At 68.3% G+C, this 16,194-nt stretch carries 13 protein-coding genes; 6 read left to right on the top strand and 7 right to left on the bottom strand.

Annotated elements, in window-relative coordinates:
• The first annotated feature begins 139 nt into the window (after positions 1 to 139).
• Positions 140 to 940, top strand: a complete 801-nt coding sequence (locus K3G64_RS19700; RefSeq protein ID WP_238886686.1) for a peptidoglycan-binding protein — start codon at positions 140 to 142, stop codon at positions 938 to 940.
• A 38-nt stretch (positions 941 to 978) separates the two neighbouring features.
• On the top strand, positions 979 to 3,576 hold the full coding sequence (locus K3G64_RS19695) for a hypothetical protein (RefSeq protein ID WP_238886685.1): 2,598 nt from the start codon (positions 979 to 981) through the stop codon (positions 3,574 to 3,576).
• A 10-nt stretch (positions 3,577 to 3,586) separates the two neighbouring features.
• Here K3G64_RS19695 and aceA read toward each other — a convergent pair whose 3' ends face one another.
• Positions 3,587 to 5,899, bottom strand: coding sequence for an isocitrate lyase ICL2 (gene aceA / locus K3G64_RS19690; RefSeq protein WP_238886684.1), 2,313 nt, complete (start codon positions 5,897 to 5,899; stop codon positions 3,587 to 3,589).
• 41 nt (positions 5,900 to 5,940) lie between these two features.
• The gene (lhgO, locus tag K3G64_RS19685) at positions 5,941 to 7,158 is read right to left on the bottom strand and encodes an L-2-hydroxyglutarate oxidase (protein WP_238886681.1); all 1,218 of its coding nucleotides are present in this window, start codon (positions 7,156 to 7,158) and stop codon (positions 5,941 to 5,943) included.
• A gap of 204 nt (positions 7,159 to 7,362) precedes the next feature.
• Here lhgO and ripD point away from each other — a divergent pair, with 204 nt between their 5' ends.
• Both ripD and K3G64_RS19675 read left to right on the top strand, forming a co-directional pair.
• Positions 7,363 to 7,899, top strand: a complete 537-nt coding sequence (ripD, locus tag K3G64_RS19680) for an NlpC/P60 family peptidoglycan-binding protein RipD (protein ID WP_238886680.1) — start codon at positions 7,363 to 7,365, stop codon at positions 7,897 to 7,899.
• A 90-nt stretch (positions 7,900 to 7,989) separates the two neighbouring features.
• A complete protein-coding gene (locus tag K3G64_RS19675) occupies positions 7,990 to 9,123 on the top strand; it encodes an acyl-CoA dehydrogenase family protein (protein ID WP_238950837.1) in 1,134 nt (377 codons plus the stop codon).
• On the opposite strand, the gene K3G64_RS19670 is transcribed toward K3G64_RS19675, so the two are convergent.
• The 3 genes from K3G64_RS19670 to K3G64_RS19660 all read right to left on the bottom strand — a co-directional run bounded on the left by K3G64_RS19670 (position 9,124) and on the right by K3G64_RS19660 (position 12,667).
• Positions 9,124 to 10,083, bottom strand: a complete 960-nt coding sequence (locus K3G64_RS19670; protein ID WP_238886675.1) for a haloalkane dehalogenase — start codon at positions 10,081 to 10,083, stop codon at positions 9,124 to 9,126. It abuts the gene before it with no gap.
• 4 nt (positions 10,084 to 10,087) lie between these two features.
• Positions 10,088 to 11,641 carry a class I adenylate-forming enzyme family protein gene (locus tag K3G64_RS19665; RefSeq protein WP_238886670.1) on the bottom strand — a complete coding sequence of 518 codons (1,554 nt, stop codon included), beginning with the start codon at positions 11,639 to 11,641 and terminating at the stop codon, positions 10,088 to 10,090.
• A gap of 66 nt (positions 11,642 to 11,707) precedes the next feature.
• Entirely contained in the window at positions 11,708 to 12,667 is a 960-nt protein-coding gene (locus K3G64_RS19660) for an esterase family protein (protein ID WP_238886668.1), read from the bottom strand.
• Positions 12,668 to 12,964: 297 nt separating this feature from the next.
• Here K3G64_RS19660 and K3G64_RS19655 point away from each other — a divergent pair, with 297 nt between their 5' ends.
• Entirely contained in the window at positions 12,965 to 14,149 is a 1,185-nt protein-coding gene (locus tag K3G64_RS19655) for a geranylgeranyl reductase family protein (RefSeq protein WP_238886666.1), read from the top strand.
• On the opposite strand, the gene K3G64_RS19650 is transcribed toward K3G64_RS19655, so the two are convergent.
• Positions 14,146 to 14,856, bottom strand: a complete 711-nt coding sequence (locus K3G64_RS19650; RefSeq protein WP_238886664.1) for a hypothetical protein — start codon at positions 14,854 to 14,856, stop codon at positions 14,146 to 14,148. The genes K3G64_RS19655 and K3G64_RS19650 overlap by 4 nt on opposite strands.
• A 198-nt stretch (positions 14,857 to 15,054) precedes the next feature.
• Positions 15,055 to 15,714 (bottom strand): MOSC domain-containing protein, encoded by a 660-nt coding sequence (locus K3G64_RS19645; protein ID WP_238950836.1) that lies wholly within the window; start codon positions 15,712 to 15,714, stop codon positions 15,055 to 15,057.
• Positions 15,715 to 15,794: 80 nt separating this feature from the next.
• On the opposite strand from K3G64_RS19645, the gene K3G64_RS19640 reads away from it, so the two are divergent.
• A complete protein-coding gene (locus K3G64_RS19640; RefSeq protein WP_238886662.1) occupies positions 15,795 to 16,193 on the top strand; it encodes a hypothetical protein in 399 nt (132 codons plus the stop codon).
• The last annotated feature ends 1 nt before the right edge of the window (position 16,194 follow it).

Below are 16,194 nucleotides of genomic sequence, written 5' to 3'. Positions count from 1 at the left end.
CTGCGCGTTTGCTCCATACCTTAAAGAATCCTGAGTATTTTTGTTGATCTTGACATCGAGTGGGTACCTCTGTGAGCACCACAGTTGCAGCAGGTTGACTCGTCACAGCAACGTCGAGCCACGGACACAGGAGAACACGATGAGCAGTCAGGGGCTGACCCCAGAAGAACTCGCGGCGGAGATCGCCACCCCGCTTCCGGACAAGGAAGTGGTGTCGATTCTTGACCTCAACGTCGACGTCGACGTCTTCCTCGACGTGGCATCACCGATCGATCTGGCCGTCGCCGCCCAGCTCAATGTGGCGGCACCGATCGACGCCGCCGCAGGCGCGAACGTGCTTACGGTGAACTCCACCGCCGGTGCCATGGTCGACCAGAACGCCACGGTCGATCAGATCATCGAGGCCAACGCGACCGCTATCTCCACTCAGGACAGCGCTATCGACCAGGACGACGTGGCCGACGGCGATCCCACCCCGCCGCCACCGGACGACGGCGGGACGGTCGAGGTCGGCAACCTCGCCACGCTCGAGGGCCCGCTGCTCAACGTCGATGTCAACGTCGACATCGATACCGACCTCACCGCTCCGATCGCCGGCGCCGTCGCGGCCAATGCCAATGTCGCCGCGCCGATCGCTGCCGCCGTGTCGGCCAACGTTCTGTCCGTCGACTCCGACGCAGATGCGATCTCGTATCAGGATGCGGTCATCAACCAAGAATTGCGCGGTGAAACGTATGCCGGGGCCGATCAGGTCTCGGATGTGATTCAGGGCACCACGCAGGCTCCCGACGCGGGTGACACTGGCGGCACGACCGGCGGTGAGACGAGTGGCATCAGCAGCAGCACCAGCTCAGGCGGCGACAGCGGCGGCACCAGCTCAGGTGGCACCAGCACCGGCGGCACCAGCTCCGGCGGCGACAGCAGCGGTTCCACCAGCTGAGCCGCCGACCGACGTTGCTGATGCCGGGGAGTGTCGAAATGACCGTGACCACCGAGCGCGCAGGCGCGGCCGACGTTGCCGCCCTGGCGCGTGCGGACGGCGTCGAGCTGATCGGGGAGATGGCGGGATCCGGTTACCGGGTCGCGCCCTCCCTGGTCCGCCGGGCCGACGGCCAGACGATCCAGCTGACGCCGCTGCTCTATGCGACGTTGCGCGAGGTCGACGGCACTCGCACCGCCGCAGAGGTCGCGGCGGCCGTGTCGCAGTCGACGGGCCGCGACGTGTCGGACGACAACGTCACCCAGCTGGTCGACGGCAAGCTGCGACCGCTCGGCCTGATGGTCGGGGCCGACGGCGCTGAGCCAGCGCTCAAGAAGCGGCCCCCACTGCTGGGCCTGCGGTTGAAGCGGGTGGTCACCGATCCCGATCGGACCCGACGCCTCACCGACCCGTTCCGGGTCCTGTTCCGGCTCTGGATCGTCGTTCCTGTCCTGGCGGCCTTCCTGGCCGTCGTCTGGTGGGTGTCGTTCCACAAGGGGCTGGCCGCGGCGGCCTACGACGCCTTCGAACGGCCCGGCCTGTTGATCCTGGTGTTCGCCGTGACCGTGCTGTCGGCGGGGTTCCACGAGTTCGGGCACGCCGCCGCGGCTCGGTACGGGGGTGCGGCGCCCGGCGCCATGGGGTTCGGCCTCTACTTGCTCTGGCCGGCGTTCTACACCGACGTCACCGACTCCTACCGCCTCGGACGCAGCGGACGGCTGCGGACCGACCTCGGCGGGCTGTATTTCAATGCCATTGTCGCCGTAGGCATCACGGGCCTGTGGCTGTGGCTACAATACGACGCACTGCTGCTCGTGGTAGCCACCCAGATCATCCAGATGGTCCGCCAGCTCACCCCGCTGGTGCGGTTCGACGGCTATCACGTGCTGGCCGACCTGACCGGCGTACCGGACCTGTACGGGCGGATGAAGCCGACGCTGCTCGGCATGCTGCCGTGGCGATGGCGGGATCCGCAGGCGCGCGAGCTGAAATGGTGGGCGCGCATCGTGGTGACCGCCTGGGTCATCGTTGTGGTTCCCCTGCTGATCGGCATGATCACACTGGCGGTGCTGGCGCTGCCCCGGCTCATCGGTTCGGCCTGGGCGGGGCTCAACAAGCAGCAGGACGTGTTGGCCACCGCATGGACCGACGGCGACATGGTGCAGGCCGTTGCTCGGGTGCTGGCAATGATCGCCATCGTCATCCCGATGGCTGCCATCATCTATCTGCTGGTCCGCGTGGTGCGGCGCATCGTGGCAACCGCGTGGCGCGGCACCGAGGGCAGGCCGTCGCTGCGTCTGCTAGCCGGCCTCGCCGGAGCCGCTGCGCTGGCGGGGATCGCCGTCGCGTGGTGGCCCAACGCCGACAACTACCGACCCATCGATGCCTCCGAGCGCGGAACGCTCAGCGATATCATCTACGCCCTGCGCGTTGAGAAGATGGGTGACTCGCAGCGATCCGTACAGCAGGCGTCGCAACCGGTCGCAGTCAGCCGACCGCTGTCGGTGGGGCAACGAGGCGTCATGCCGACGCTCTGGGATACCCGCACGGCGCCGCCGACGTTCCGTACGCCGCAACTTGCCTTGATACTGGTACCGCGGCAACCCAGCCTGGCCAGGGCCAACGGTGGTGGTTACATCATCGCCTCGCCACAGTCAATGCCGAGCGATCAAGGTTGGGTCTTCCCGTTCGACAAGCCGCTGGCCCCCGAAGAGGGCGACAACCAATCCTTGGCAATAAACACCACCGACAACACCGTCGTGTACGACGCCGCCTTCGCCCTCGTCTGGCAGACCGACGAGGAGCACGCGATGAACGTCAACGAGGCGCACGCGTACGCATCCTGCGAGAACTGCGCGGCCGTGGCGGTGGCATACCAGGTGGTGTTCGTCATCGACACGGTCGAGGACAACGACAACGTCGCCGTCCCGCAGAACCTGGCAGGCGCGCTCAACTACGACTGCGTCAACTGCGTCACCTACGCGCTGGCGCGACAACTGTTCGTCACCCTCGACGAGGACCTCTCGCCCGACGCGAAAGCCGAACTGCAGCAGCTGTGGAGCGAGATCGCCGACTACGGTGAACAGATCGCCAACGGCGAGGTCGACGTGAACGAGATCGACGGCAGGCTCGCCGATTACACGAAGCAGATCATGGTGATCGTCGAGGAGGACCAACCCGGTACGTTCCCCACCGAGGTCTTCGGCTCGGTGACCCCGACCAGCGCATCGGCGACCACCGCACCGATCACCACCGCGGCGCCGTCGCCGTCGGCGACCAGTCCGCCGTCGAGCACGTCGGCTTCGTCGCCCACCTCGGCCGCCGAGACCGCCGCGCCCACCACCGGCACCACGACGCAGGAGCCGACCGCGACGGGCACGACCACCACGACGGCTCCGACGGTCACGAGTGCGACTGGTACGACGACCCAGTCGACGACCGAGTCCACGACTCAAGCGCCGTCGACCGACAGCACCACGACGAACGACACCACCACGGGCGGTAGCACCACCTCGGGCGACACCACGTCGGGCGGGACGACGTCGGGCGGGACGACATCCGACGGTTCGACGTCCGACGGTTCGACGTCGCCCTAGCCGCAGCCGATCAGTCCTCCTTGCGGATCAACCGGTGCAGCGCCTTACGGTCGGAGCTCAGGAGTTCCTCGATGCGGCGTTGATTCACGTCGGCGACGATGATTTCGCCGACCTCCTGGTAGACGTCGCTGAAGATGCCGTGCGACTTCATCTTCTCGGTCTGGTAGATGTTGTCCTCGGTCGGGGTGACGTAGTAGACGATCTCGGCCTTGAACCGGTGGATCAGCCACAGGTGCACGATGCTCATCAGCCGCTTCTGGCGCAGCTTCTCGGAGAACGTGTTCTGGTCGCGCACCGTCAGGATGCTGCGGCCGTGTCTGTCCTTGATGGGGTCGACGATGACGTTGGCCAGCTTCTCCTCGTCGCCGTCGGCCCGCTCGCCGTAGATGCCCAACTCCAGCACGTCGGAGCCGGGCCGCGTCGGACGCAGTTGCACCCGCAGCTTCTCGTCGAGCCGGTAGTGCTCGCTCCACAATCCCAGCCACTCTTCGAGCAGCTTCTTCGGCACCTCGGTCTGCACCAGGTGCTGATGCTGTGTCGAGCCCTTCCCCATGGCCTTGGTCGTCGCGGTGCGGCCCGACGACGCCGTGAGCGCGGCATCGCTGCGCGGCCCCCCGACAAGCGTTTGCGGTGTGCGGTAAGGGGATTCGACCAGGCGCATCTTACGCTGCAGCCGTGCCAGCGCCAGCATGCCGTCCTGCCGCAGCGCCGTGGCGAACTCTTCGGAGGCGACGCCGTCGACCTGGTGCCCGCCGTAGGTGATGAAGTTGAACACGAACCCCAACTTGCCGAGTTCCTCAGGGAAGGCCCGCATTTCGTCATCGGTCATGCCGGTGGTGTCCCAGTTGAAGGAGGGGGACAGGTTGTAGGCCAACATCTGGTCGGGGTACTCGGCGTGGATGGCCTCGGCGAATTCCCGGGCGTCGGCGAGGTCGGCGGTCTTGGTCTCCATCCACAGGATGTCGGCGAACGGCGCGGCGGCCAATGACTTGGCGATCGCGTACGGGATACCGCCGCGGACTTGGTAGTAGCCGTCCGGGGTCTTGGCCAGCTCGCAGTCCCAGGTGGCGGCGGCGCTGATCTCCCCGGCCTTCTTGTGGGCGGTGTACATCGGCGCCCGCGTGGCGAACTCGCGCCACTCGGTGGCGCTCATGTCCAGTTGCTCGCCCTCTCTTTCGCGGAACTCCAGCAGTTCGGCGACGGCTTCGCCGTAGGTCATCAGCCCCGCGTCCAACTGCCAGGCGTCGACGAACTTCGACTCCACGTCGTCGAATAGCTCGTCGATGGCGCCGTCCGGCCCGTCCTGGTAGGCCGCGGCGGCCGCGGTGACGGCCTCGGTGATGCCGTGCTGGTCCAGCCAGGCGTCGGCCGCCTCGTACTCACCGTCAGGCAGCGCGTAGAGCAGGTGACCGTTGAGTTCGGCGACGCCCGACTCGTGGAACCGCTTCATCATCGCCAGGTAGCACGACTTGTAGGAGGGGATCTTGAGGTTGGTGACGCCCAGCAGGAAGGGCTGATCCCGCTCGTCGGCGCGGCTGTCGATGAGGTTCGCCGCCTCGGCGTCGGTGCGCGCCACGATGATGCCGGGCACCTTCATGACGTCGAGCTGGAACCGGGCCGTGTTGAGCCGCTTGATCTGCTCGTCGGACGGCACCAGAACCTTGCCGCCCTGGTGCCCGCACTTCTTGGTGCCGGGCCGCTGGTCCTCGATATGGTATCCGGGCACACCCGCCTCGACGAAACGGCGAATCAGGTTGCGCACGTGGGGATCTCCGCCGTGTCCCGTGTCGGCATCGGCGATGATGAACGGACGGTAGTCGGTCGCCGGGGTGGCCGCCCGCTGCTCATCGGTCATCTGCAGCCGAAGGTAATGCTGGTTGCGGTCCGCGGTGAGCAGTGCGCGCACCAGACCGGCCGCCTCCTCGGGCACCTGGCTGAGCGGATAACTGGCGAGGTCCGGGCCGGGATCCTCGGTGGTCGACCCCTTGGCCGACGTGGCCCAGCCGCCGAGGTAGATGCCTTCGATGCCGATCCGTTTCATCGTCACCGCCTGCCCGGGGGAGTACGGCCCGAAGGTGGTGATGCTCTTCTTCTGTGCGTACAGCTCGCGCAGGCGCTGGTAGAACGCCGTGGCAGCCTCGCGCGCGACGATGTGGTCGCTGGGGATCGAGCCGCGCTGCTCGACGACCTGACGAGCCGTGTAGAGGCGGATGATGCCGTCGAACCGGGGACTGTCGAAGTACTCCTGCGTGGCGGCGGTCTGGTCCTGAAAGGACTGCTCGAACGGGCTCTGCGGCGCTGCGTCCGTTTCGATGATGGCCATGTGTCCAACAGTAGACGCGGGGTTGCGCGGCGATGGCGTTATCAGCCGGACTCCATCGTGCTGACGACGTGCTCGGCGATGGCCAGCGACGAGGTGGCCGCCGGCGACGGCGCGTTGCGCAGCACCACGATCGGGCCGCGGATGGCGATGCGGAAGTCGTCGACGAGTCCGCCGTCGGCGTCGAGGGCCTGGGCGCGGACGCCGGCCCTGCCGGCAACGACATCGTCGTCGGACAGCGCAGGCACATAGGCGCGGGCCGCGGCGATGAACCGCCGCCGCGACACCGAGCCGTACATCTCCCGGACTCCGGTGCGCCAGTGTCGCCGCGCGAAACGCCAGAAGGCCGGTGTGCGCACCACTTCGGCCATATCGCCGACCGAGACCGTGCGCCACGAGTAGCCCTCGCGGGCCAGCGCGAGAACCGCGTTCGGACCGATCAGCACCTCACCGTCCACTCGCGGCGTGAGGTGTACGCCCAGGAACGGGTAACGCGGGTCGGGCACCGGGTAGACGAGGCCGTTGACCAGGTCTCGCCGGTGTGGTTTCAACGCGTAGTACTCGCCTCGAAACGGCATGATCACCGGGTTCGGGCCGTCGCCTGCCATCTCGGCCAACCGGTCGCTGTGCAATCCGCCGCAGGCGACCACCCGGTCGACGGTGACCTCGGTGTCGCCGTCGGGTGTGCGGACGCTGACGACGACCCGTCCACCGGCCGTGCGCAGGCCGGTGACCTCGTGTCTGCACAGCACTTTCGCGCCCGCGTCGGCGGCGTCGGCCGCCAGCGCCCGGGTCACCTCGGCGAAGTCGACGATGGACGTCGCGGGTGAGTGCAGCGCCGCGACGCCCCGTACGTTCGGCTCGAGTTCGTGCAGTTGCTCCGGGCCGATGATGCGTACCCCCGGCACCCCGTTGGCGAGTGCCGTGCGCTCGATCTCCGCGAGGCGGGCCCGCTCCTCGTCGTCGAGCGCCACCAGCACCTTGCCGCAGGCGATCCGACGGATTCCGCGCTCGGAGCAGAACCGCTCGAGCAAATCGACGCCGCGGCGGCACATGACCGCCTTGTGGGAACCCGGTCGGTAGTACAGGCCCGCATGCACCACACCGCTGTTGCGGCCGGTCTGGTGGGTGGCGAGGCCGTCCTCCTTCTCGAAGAGCGTCAGCTCCAGATGGGGGTGGCGCCGCAGCATCTCTCTGGCGACGGCGGCGCCAAGGATGCCGCCGCCGACGACGGCGACTCGGTTCGCGTGCTTCAGGGTCATCACCAGGACTTCAACGAAGGGAGACCTCATCGTAATCGTGCGGGGGCGAATCGCCGGTGACACGGCGCGAAGTCACCGTTGAGTCACGATAGGGCATCTCATTGACGTTGTGCCAGGCACGAATTCGGCAAACCGATGTATTTGACGGTAGAAGTGATATAGCGCGGTGTGCCCGCGACCGGACGAGAAAGAGTAGAAACACCGATGAGACGCATGTACGCCTTTCTGATCGCCGCCGCGATGCTGATCGTGGCGCCGGGGGTCGCGATCGCGGCGCCGCGGCCCGCCGCGAATCAACAGGCGGTCGACACGGTGATCGCACGCGGACTCGCACAGCGGGGTGTGCCCTTCTCCTACGGCGGCGGCGACGCCAACGGGCCGACCCTCGGCAGCGGCACCGCCGACAATGTCGCTGGCCTGGACAGCGAAGGCCACATCGTCGGGCTTAATCCGGCGACCAGTGCCGTGGGCTTCGACGCCTCGGGTCTGATGGTGTACGCGTTCGCCGGCATAGGGGTGAAGCTGCCGCGCTCCTCCGGAGCGCAGTACAACATCGGCCAGAAGGTGCTTCCGTCGCAAGCCCTGCCCGGAGACCTGATCTTCTACGGCCCGAACGGAAATCAGAGCGTCGCGCTGTTCCTGGGCAACGGCCAGATGCTGGAGGCGACCGAACCGGCCGTGACGGTCTCTCCGGTGCGCACCAACAACATGGCGCCCTATCTGGTCCGCATCATCAAGTGAGCGATCGGCGGAATGTGAAAGCCTAGGCGGGTGACACCGACTCTGGGAACAGCGGACACCGCCGAGACCACCACCGCGTTGGCGCGCGGCATGCGGGAGCTGACAGCGAAGGAGGCGGGTGAATCGGAGCGGCTGCGCACCCTGAGCCCGGCCATGGTCGACGCGATGTGGACCTCGGGGCTGATGACGGCATTCAACCCGCGAGCCGCGGCCGGCGTCGAACCGTCGTTCACCGAGATGATCGAGACGTGGATCGAGATGGCCTGGCAGGACGGCTCATTCGGCTGGATCGGCATCGCGAATCTGCCGTCGTCATTCGCCGCGGCGGCGTACCTGCCGGACGAGGGTTTCGCCGAGGTGTTCGGCGCACACGACAACCGCGTCACGATGGGCGGGCAGTTCTTCCCCAACGGACAGGGGACCGTGGTGCCCGGCGGCTACCGACTGAGCGGGTCATGGAGTTTCGGCTCGGGCATCGGTCACGCCCAGTACGTCGCGGCCGGCTTCTTCCCGATGGATGAGGGGCAGATGCGCTGGATCAGCGAAGGCGTACCCGACATGCAGGTCGCCGTCGTGCCGCGCGACCAGGTCGGTTTCAACGACGGCTGGCACGTTCAGGGGCTCAAGGGGACGGGGTCCTACGACTACAGCATCGATGACGTGTTCGTTCCCGCCGAGCGGACATTCGCCCTGTTCAGCCGTGAGCCCAGGCGCGGCGCGTCGCCCGCAACGCGGATGGGGCTGATGCCCGTCACCGCGGCCGGGCACGCGTCGTGGGCGCTCGGCGTCGCCAAGAGCATGCTCGACGATGTGCAGGAGTTGGCCGCGACGAAGTTCCGGATGAGCGATATGGCGTCGTTGGCCAGCCGTCCCACGTTTCAGAAGGGCCTCGCCCATCACGTCGCCGCGTGGCGGGCGGCCCGGCTGCTGGTGCTCGACGCCTTCACGACCGCCGAGGCCGCGGTCGCCGACGGCGCTGAGCTGAGCCCGGCGCTGCGTGCCGACATGCGCGTCGCGGCCGTCTACGCCACGGACGTGGCCCGTGGCTGCGCCGAATGGGCGCACCTGGTCGCAGGCACCAGTTCGATCCGGGAGGGCACCCGGCTGGAACGCGCCTTCCGCGACATCTACACCGGCACCCAGCACGCGTTCATCAGCGAGAAGGTCGCGATCGACGCAGCGCAGATCTGGCTCGGCGTCATCGACGATCAGTTCGGTCTGTAGTCACGCGGTGCGGGCGATGAAGTCGGCCACGATGCGGGCCAGTTCGTCGCCGCGCTGCTCCTGGATGAAGTGACCCGCACCGGCCACCGTCGTATGCGGCTGCCCGCGAGCGCCGGGCACCTCGGCGGCAAAGACCTTGTCCCAGCCGCGGGTCGGGGGATCGCCGTCGGAGTACGCCGTCAGAAACGGGCGCTGCCAGTCGCGCAGCGCGGCCATCGTCGCGCGGCCGATGGCGGCCCCGGGGTCGTTGCGGGTCAACGGGATCAACGCCGTCATTTGGCGCAGACCGGCGGTGTAGGTCGGATCCGGGAAGGGTGCGTCGTAGGCCGCCTGCACCTCCTGGCTCAGCGGACCCGCCACCGCCTCGAGGAAGAAGCTCGGCGCCAGGCGCGGGGCCCGTTGGTAGAACGCCACGTAGTCCAGCAGGGTCTCCTGGTGGATCACCCGGCCGTCGCCCAGCGAGTGGTGCGGCCAGGTGAGCTTGCCCGCCAGATCCGGGTCGCAGGTGTGCAGGATGGTGTTGGTCGCGACGACGCGGGCGAAGCGATCGGGGTCGCGGGCCAGCACGCTCAGCCCGATGGGGCCTCCCCAGTCCTGCACGACGAGCGTGATGTCACGCAGGTCGAGGCGGGTGATCGCGCTGTGGACCCAATCGATGTGCCTGGCGAAGGTGTAGTCCGTGGGGTCCGTCGGTTTGTCCGAACGGCCGAATCCGATGTTGTCGAAGGCGACGGCGCGAAACCCGCTCTCGCACAACGTCCTTATGACGTAGCGGTACAGGTAGGACCAGGTGGGCTGGCCGTGCAGCAGCACCACCACGGGCGCGTCGGCGGCACCGGCTTCGACGTAGTGCATCCGCAGCGGGCCGACGCCCGCGGCGTCCACGGCGACGTAGTTCGGCGGGAACGGGAAGTCGGGCAGGTCGGCGAAGCGGTCGTCTGGAGTCCTCACCACATCCATCGGATCACCGACCGTCCACAGTCTGCAGTTCGCCGTCGACGATCATGCGATGCAGCGCCTTTCGATCGAACTTCCCGCTGGGCAGGGTGGGCAACCGGTCGCTGGCGGCGATGACCCAGCGCGTCGGCACCTTGTAGGCCGACAGCGCAGCGCGGGTGCGTGCGGCCATCGAGGCGACATCGACGTCCTCGCAGGCGGGGGCGACGACCGCACACACCTCCTCGCCCCGGGCCGGGTCGTCGACACCGAGCACCAGGCACTGTGCCACGTCGGCGAACTCGCTGATGACGGCCTCCACCTCGAGCGGTGAGACGTTCGCCCCCGCGGCCTTGATGAGGTCGGTGGTCCGGCCGATGTAGAACAGTCGCGGATCGCCATCGCGGCGGTACACGCGGTCCCCGGTGTGGTACCAGCCGTCGGCGTCGAAGGTCTCCCACCGCTCACGCTTGTTGTAGCCGGCCATCACGCCGATGCCGCGGATGAGCAGTTCGCCAACCGCGCCGTCGGGCACGTCGGTGCCGTCGTCGCCGACGACGCGCATGTCGGTGTAGGCGAACCCGCCCGCGGTCTCGGACATGGTGCGGTGCACCGGAAACCCGTCGGGCACATCGACCATCGCGATGTCGAGCGGACCGTCGCGCAGCATGGGGGCGCTGCCCAGGTCGCGGTCGGCGAAGCTGGGGTGCTCGCGCAGCCGCTGGGTGAAGGCCGGCCACCCGATCACCCCGCTCGCCGCTTCCCGCTCGACGAGGTCGAGCGCGGTCCCGGCGTCGAGCCGCGGCATGACACACACGGTCACGGGGTCATGCAGCGCACCGGTGACGGCCAGCAATCCGCCCACCCAGAAGAAGGGCATCGCGCACACGATGCCGGTGGGCCCGTCGGACCCGGTGACCGCCCGGATCGCGGTCGGCCACGTCGAGGTCTGCCGGACCAGCGTGCCGTGGGTGTGCAGGACGCCCTTGGGGTCGGCGGTGGATCCGGAAGTGTGCACCATGACCGCGAGGTCGGCGGGGGAGACCTCGGCCTCGACGGCGGTGAGCAGGTCGTGCGCCACACCGTCCCCGCCGGTCGTCGCGGTCGCCCAGCCGGGAACCTCGCCGTCGACGAAGAGAATGCGGCGCAGGTACGGCGCTGCGGACAGCGTCAGCCGTCCCGCCGGCATGGTGCTCAGTTCGGGCCAGGCCGCCTCGAAACGCTCGGCGACGTCGATGGTCAGCACCCTGCTCGGCGCGATCAGCACCGCCAGGTCGGCCAGCCGGGCCACCTTCGCGATCTCGCCCGGGGTGTACATGGTGCTCAGCGGGACCGCCAGTGCGCCGATCCGGGACACGGCAAGCCACCACAGGACCCAGTCGACGCCGTTGGGGAAGAACAGCCCCACCCGGGTGCCCTTGCCGACTCCCTGCGCGAGCAGCCACCGGGCGATGTCGGCCGAGCGGTCGAACGCTTCGCGGTAGGTGAGCCGATCCGTCGGCGTGACCAGGTAGGTGTGTTCGCCGAAGTTCTGCGCGGCGCGCGCGAGAAGCGCGGGCACAGTCGGCCGGTGGGCTGTCACCCACCGATTGTCTCCAACGCGAACCGGGCGACCACACGAAGTGGTCGCCCGGTGTCGTCGTCGGGGTCAGACGCCCAGCGTGGCCTGGATGTCACCCTTCATCGCGTTCAGCTGCGCACCCCAGTAGCCCCAGCCGTGCGTGCCGCTGGGCGGGAAGTTAAACGTGGCGTTGCTCCCGCCTGCAGCCCGGTACGCCTGCCGGAAGGCCTGGTTGCTGTCCTGGGTGATGTTCTCGAGCAGCTGGCCCGGGATGTCCCCGCCGCCGCCGAGCTCACCGGGCCTGCCTGTGCCGGTGTACACCCACAGGCGGGTGCCGTTTGCCGCCAGCCGGTCCGCCTGCAGCGTCGGATCGTTGCGCTGCCAGGCCGGGCCGCCGCCCGGACCCCACATCGCGGTGGCGTCGAAGCCGCCGGAGTCGCGCATCGCGAAGCCCACGAGCGTCGGCCAGATGCCCTCGGACAGGTTGAGGAAGCCCGACAGCGACGCCGCGTAGCTGAACTGCCCGGGGTGGTAGGCCGCCAGGATCAGCGCCGAGCTACCCGACATCGACACGCCCACGACCGCGTTGCCGGTTGGTGAGATGCCCTTGTTGGCGGCCAGGTAGGCCGGCAACTCCGAGGTGAGGAAGGTCTCCCACTGGTAGTTGTAGGTGGTGCCGTTGCCCACGGCGGGAGACTGCCAGTTGGTGTAGAAGCTGGACATGCCGCCGACGGGCATGACCACCGACAGGCCCGACTCGTAGTAGTTCTCGAACGCGGCGGTCTCGATGTCCCAGCCGCTGTTGTCGTCGGGGGCGCGCAGCCCGTCGAGCAGGTAGACGGCCTTGGGGCCGCCGCCCTGGAACCTCACCGGGATATCGCGGCCCATGGACGGGGACGGGACCATAAGCGTCTCGACCGGCAAGCCCGGCCGCGAATAGGCCGCTGCGGTGGACGTGCCGCCCGCGACGGCGATCAGGCTCGGAAGGAACAGGGCCACCAGCGCACCGGTCAGCAACCGGCGCGCCCAACTGTGTACGAACGTCATGATCTGTTGAACATCCTTTGGAGACGAACCGCCAGTCAGCGGTCACTTCGGTGCGGACCCCGGCGCTCTTCGGCCACCGGTTCAGGTGCCACTGCTTCACACCTGCCGCGGACAGGAACGGCGCCCCGCGGGGCAGCCGCCGCTGACTCATCTGTCGCACCCGGGTACCGCGCCGTTACTGAACCGAACCGGCCGGTGCCGTGGCGTCACGGTTTAGTAATGGCGGGGCCCACCCGGGTGTGACGCGGACCGCATAGCGTCGGCTGCGGCGGGGAACTAACCATCCGAGGCAAACAAATGACGCAGAAATACGACATGGTGATCGTTGGCGGCGGCCCGGCCGGATCGGCCGCCGCGTGGCAGGCCGCTCGGACCGGTGCCAGGGTCATCGTCCTGGACAAAGCCGCATTTCCCCGTGACAAACCCTGCGGTGACGGGCTCACTCCCCGCGCCGTCAGCTTCATCCAGAAGATGGGCCTAGCCGGGGAGGTGGCGAAGTTCCACCGGGTGAACGGCGCCAGAATCTTCAGCCCCAGCGCATGGAACCTGGCGTTCCCCCGCCGCCCCGGCATGCCCGATCACGGCCACGTCGCCCGACGCTCCGAACTGGACACCCTGCTGCTCGAGCAAGCGCACGGCGCCGGCGCGGAGGTACGCCAGTCGGCGGAGGTGGTCGCGCCGGTCGTGGACGATGACGGACGCGTCACCGGAGTCAGCCTGGAGAACGGTGAGAAGGTGATGGCCGACGCGGTGATCGCCGCTGACGGCGCCTACTCGCCGCTCAAGCGCGCACTCAACCTGGACTCCGAGTACCACGGCTATTCGGCCATCGCGATCCGGGCCGAGATGCCGGTCGCCCAACCGGACACCGACACCCTCGACATCTATCTGAAGCTGACCTTCGACGGCGACCAGTTGCCCGGCTACGGCTGGCTGTTCCCGATCGGCGGCGGGCGGGCCAACATCGGCCTGGGCTACTGCACCAGTTACAAGAACTGGCATCGAATCAACGCGACGACGCTGTTCACCGGCTTCCTCGCGGCGTTCCCACCGGAGTTCGCACTGCCGTCCGTCGACGAGCTGAGGAAGTCCAAGGCGCTGCAGGCGTGGCGGTTGCCCATGGGCTTCACGGCGTGGCCGCCGTGGCGACCGGGTGTGCTGTTCGCCGGTGACGCCCTCGGCGCAGCGAGACCCGTGTCGGGAGCGGGCATTTCGAAGGCGCTGCAGTCAGGGCTGGCCGCCGGCGAGTGCGCCGTCGCGGCGTTGTTGAACGGTGGCCCGGACGACTTCACCAACTACGCGCAGCGCGTCGAGGCCGACTGGGGCCGCGAGTACCGCCGCGGCCGCTTCTTCCACCGGGTGGTCGGCATCCCCGCCGTCGCCAATGCCGGAATCAAGGTGCTGGACAGGGTCAACCATCCCAGCTTCCGTTCCCACCTGCTGTTCTGGGAGAAGTGGGACTCGGCGGCGAAAATCGCCTAGCCGCGGGGGAGTAGGGAGATCTTCTGCCAGATCTTGTTGGTCAGTTCGGTGGCCAAGGTCTCGATGTTCGACACCGTCTCGAGCACGACGCCATCCGTGCTGCACTCTGCGCACAGCGCTGCGGTCTTGGCGGTGAGGCTGAGCAGCTCTGAGCAGTAGTTGAGGTATTGGTGCAGCTGGTCGGCGTCCAGGCCGTGCCGGAGACTGTGCGCGGTCGGGACGTAGTTCTCGCTGATCTGCTCGGGGTCCTTGGACAGCTGGTGCATGTCTATGACATGGGTCAGCGAGCGGAGGCGGTACAGGAGGCCCAGCAGCGCGCGGCGTTCCAACCGCTCGGGGAACGCCCACAGGAACACCACCGCTATCGCGGCGAACACCAGGTCGTTGATCACGCTCTCGCTGAGCGGCACCCAGTCCGCGCTGCGGGCCAGCCCGTCCAGCACGGCCGAGCGCAGGCTGTAGAGCAAGCCGACAACGGTGGCCGCGATGATCACGATGCCCGCGGCCCTGGCGGCCAGGGTGGTGCGGCGGAGTCGCACATGCGACTGGCCTGCCTCGGTCTGCACCAGCACTACGAGGTGCGCGAGATCGCGTGCCGTCTTCGTCAGCCCGCGTTCCCCGAAACGTGCATCGATACGGCGCTGTACCTGCTCGACCGTGGCGGCGACGTATTCACCGGAGAGCCTGATCGGGTCGCCGCTGGGCACGTCTCGACCATAGAACCGCGGCCCGCGATCCGGGTTACGACACGCACAGCGATCCGCCGAACCGCAACCTGGTCCGCTTGTGCGGGGCAATGCTTCGTGTGGCGGAAACGGTTGTCGTCGATGCGGATTCGGAGCGCCGAAACCGATGCCGGGAACGGCTCGTGTCGGAGCAGGTGCACGCAGTCGCGGTAGCGACGCTCAATTGCCGTTGACCGGCGGTCTTTTCCGCACGTAGGCCTTGAGCTCCGACGAGAGCGCGTCTATGCCGGTCAATGTCGGCAGCAGCGACGGGTCGGCCATGCGGGCCCGGAACACCAGGCCGATCGTGACGCCGTGGTCGGGACGGTGCACCACGGAGATCGCGTCGCCCGCGCGCACCGTCCCGGGCGAGATCACCCGAAGGTACGCACCGGGTTTCATGGCCTCGGTGAACGTCTTGATCCATTTCGGCAGTTCGAGGAAGGCCGAGAACGTGCGGCACGGGGTGCGCGGCGCCGACACCTCGAGCACCAGGCCGTCGTCGCCGATCTGCCAGCGTTCACCGATCACGGTGTCGGTCACGTCGACGCCGGTCGTGGTGAGGTTCTCACCGAACATGCCGTCGGTGAGCGGGCGGGCGAGTCGAGTCTGCCAGTCGTCGAGATCTTCTCGGGCGTACACGTACACGGCTTGGTCGTCGCCGCCGTGCAGCTTTGGGTTGCCGATGGTGTCGCCGACGAGTCCGCTCCCGTGACCGCCGCGCTTGGGTCCCGGCGCACGGACCATCACCTCCTGGCTCGCGGGCACCTTGTCGATCCCCGTGGACCGCGACGGCGCATCGGGATTCACGCGCACCCGCGCGATGTTGACTGAGAGCACTTCGGCCACCCGGCCAGGGTAGTCGTGCGCCGATCGGCCAACGCTGTACGCCGGGCGACCGCAGGCGCTAGCCTTCGTCCATGGCATCACCGCACCGCGCCGCGAAGATCGCGGCGACCGGCCTGTTCCTCGCAGCAGGCGCCGTCGCCGCGGCAGGGCAGGCCGCCGCGCAACCCATGCCGCCGATACCGCCGCCGCCGCCCGTCGGACCGCCTCCGGTGCCGGAGATCCCACCGGTCTACGGCCAGGGCCAGACGCCCGGCCCGCTCGGGTTCGTTCAGGACGCGATGCAGACGTTCAACGGCGCCAATCCGATCGACGCGCTCACCATGCCGCAGGTCGTTCCCTCGGGACCACCTCCGGGTGCCGGCCCCTCGCCGCCGCTGCCGCCCGGAACCATCTCGCTGACCGCGCCCTGGACCTCGACAGCACCGGGCGCAGTGCCCGCACCGCCGCCGATGGCACCCCCGGCGCCGTAGC

It is taken from the genome of Mycobacterium sp. IDR2000157661 (genome assembly GCF_022317005.1).
Lineage (GTDB): Bacteria > Actinomycetota > Actinomycetes > Mycobacteriales > Mycobacteriaceae > Mycobacterium.
This window is presented reverse-complemented; position numbering and strand designations above follow the sequence as displayed.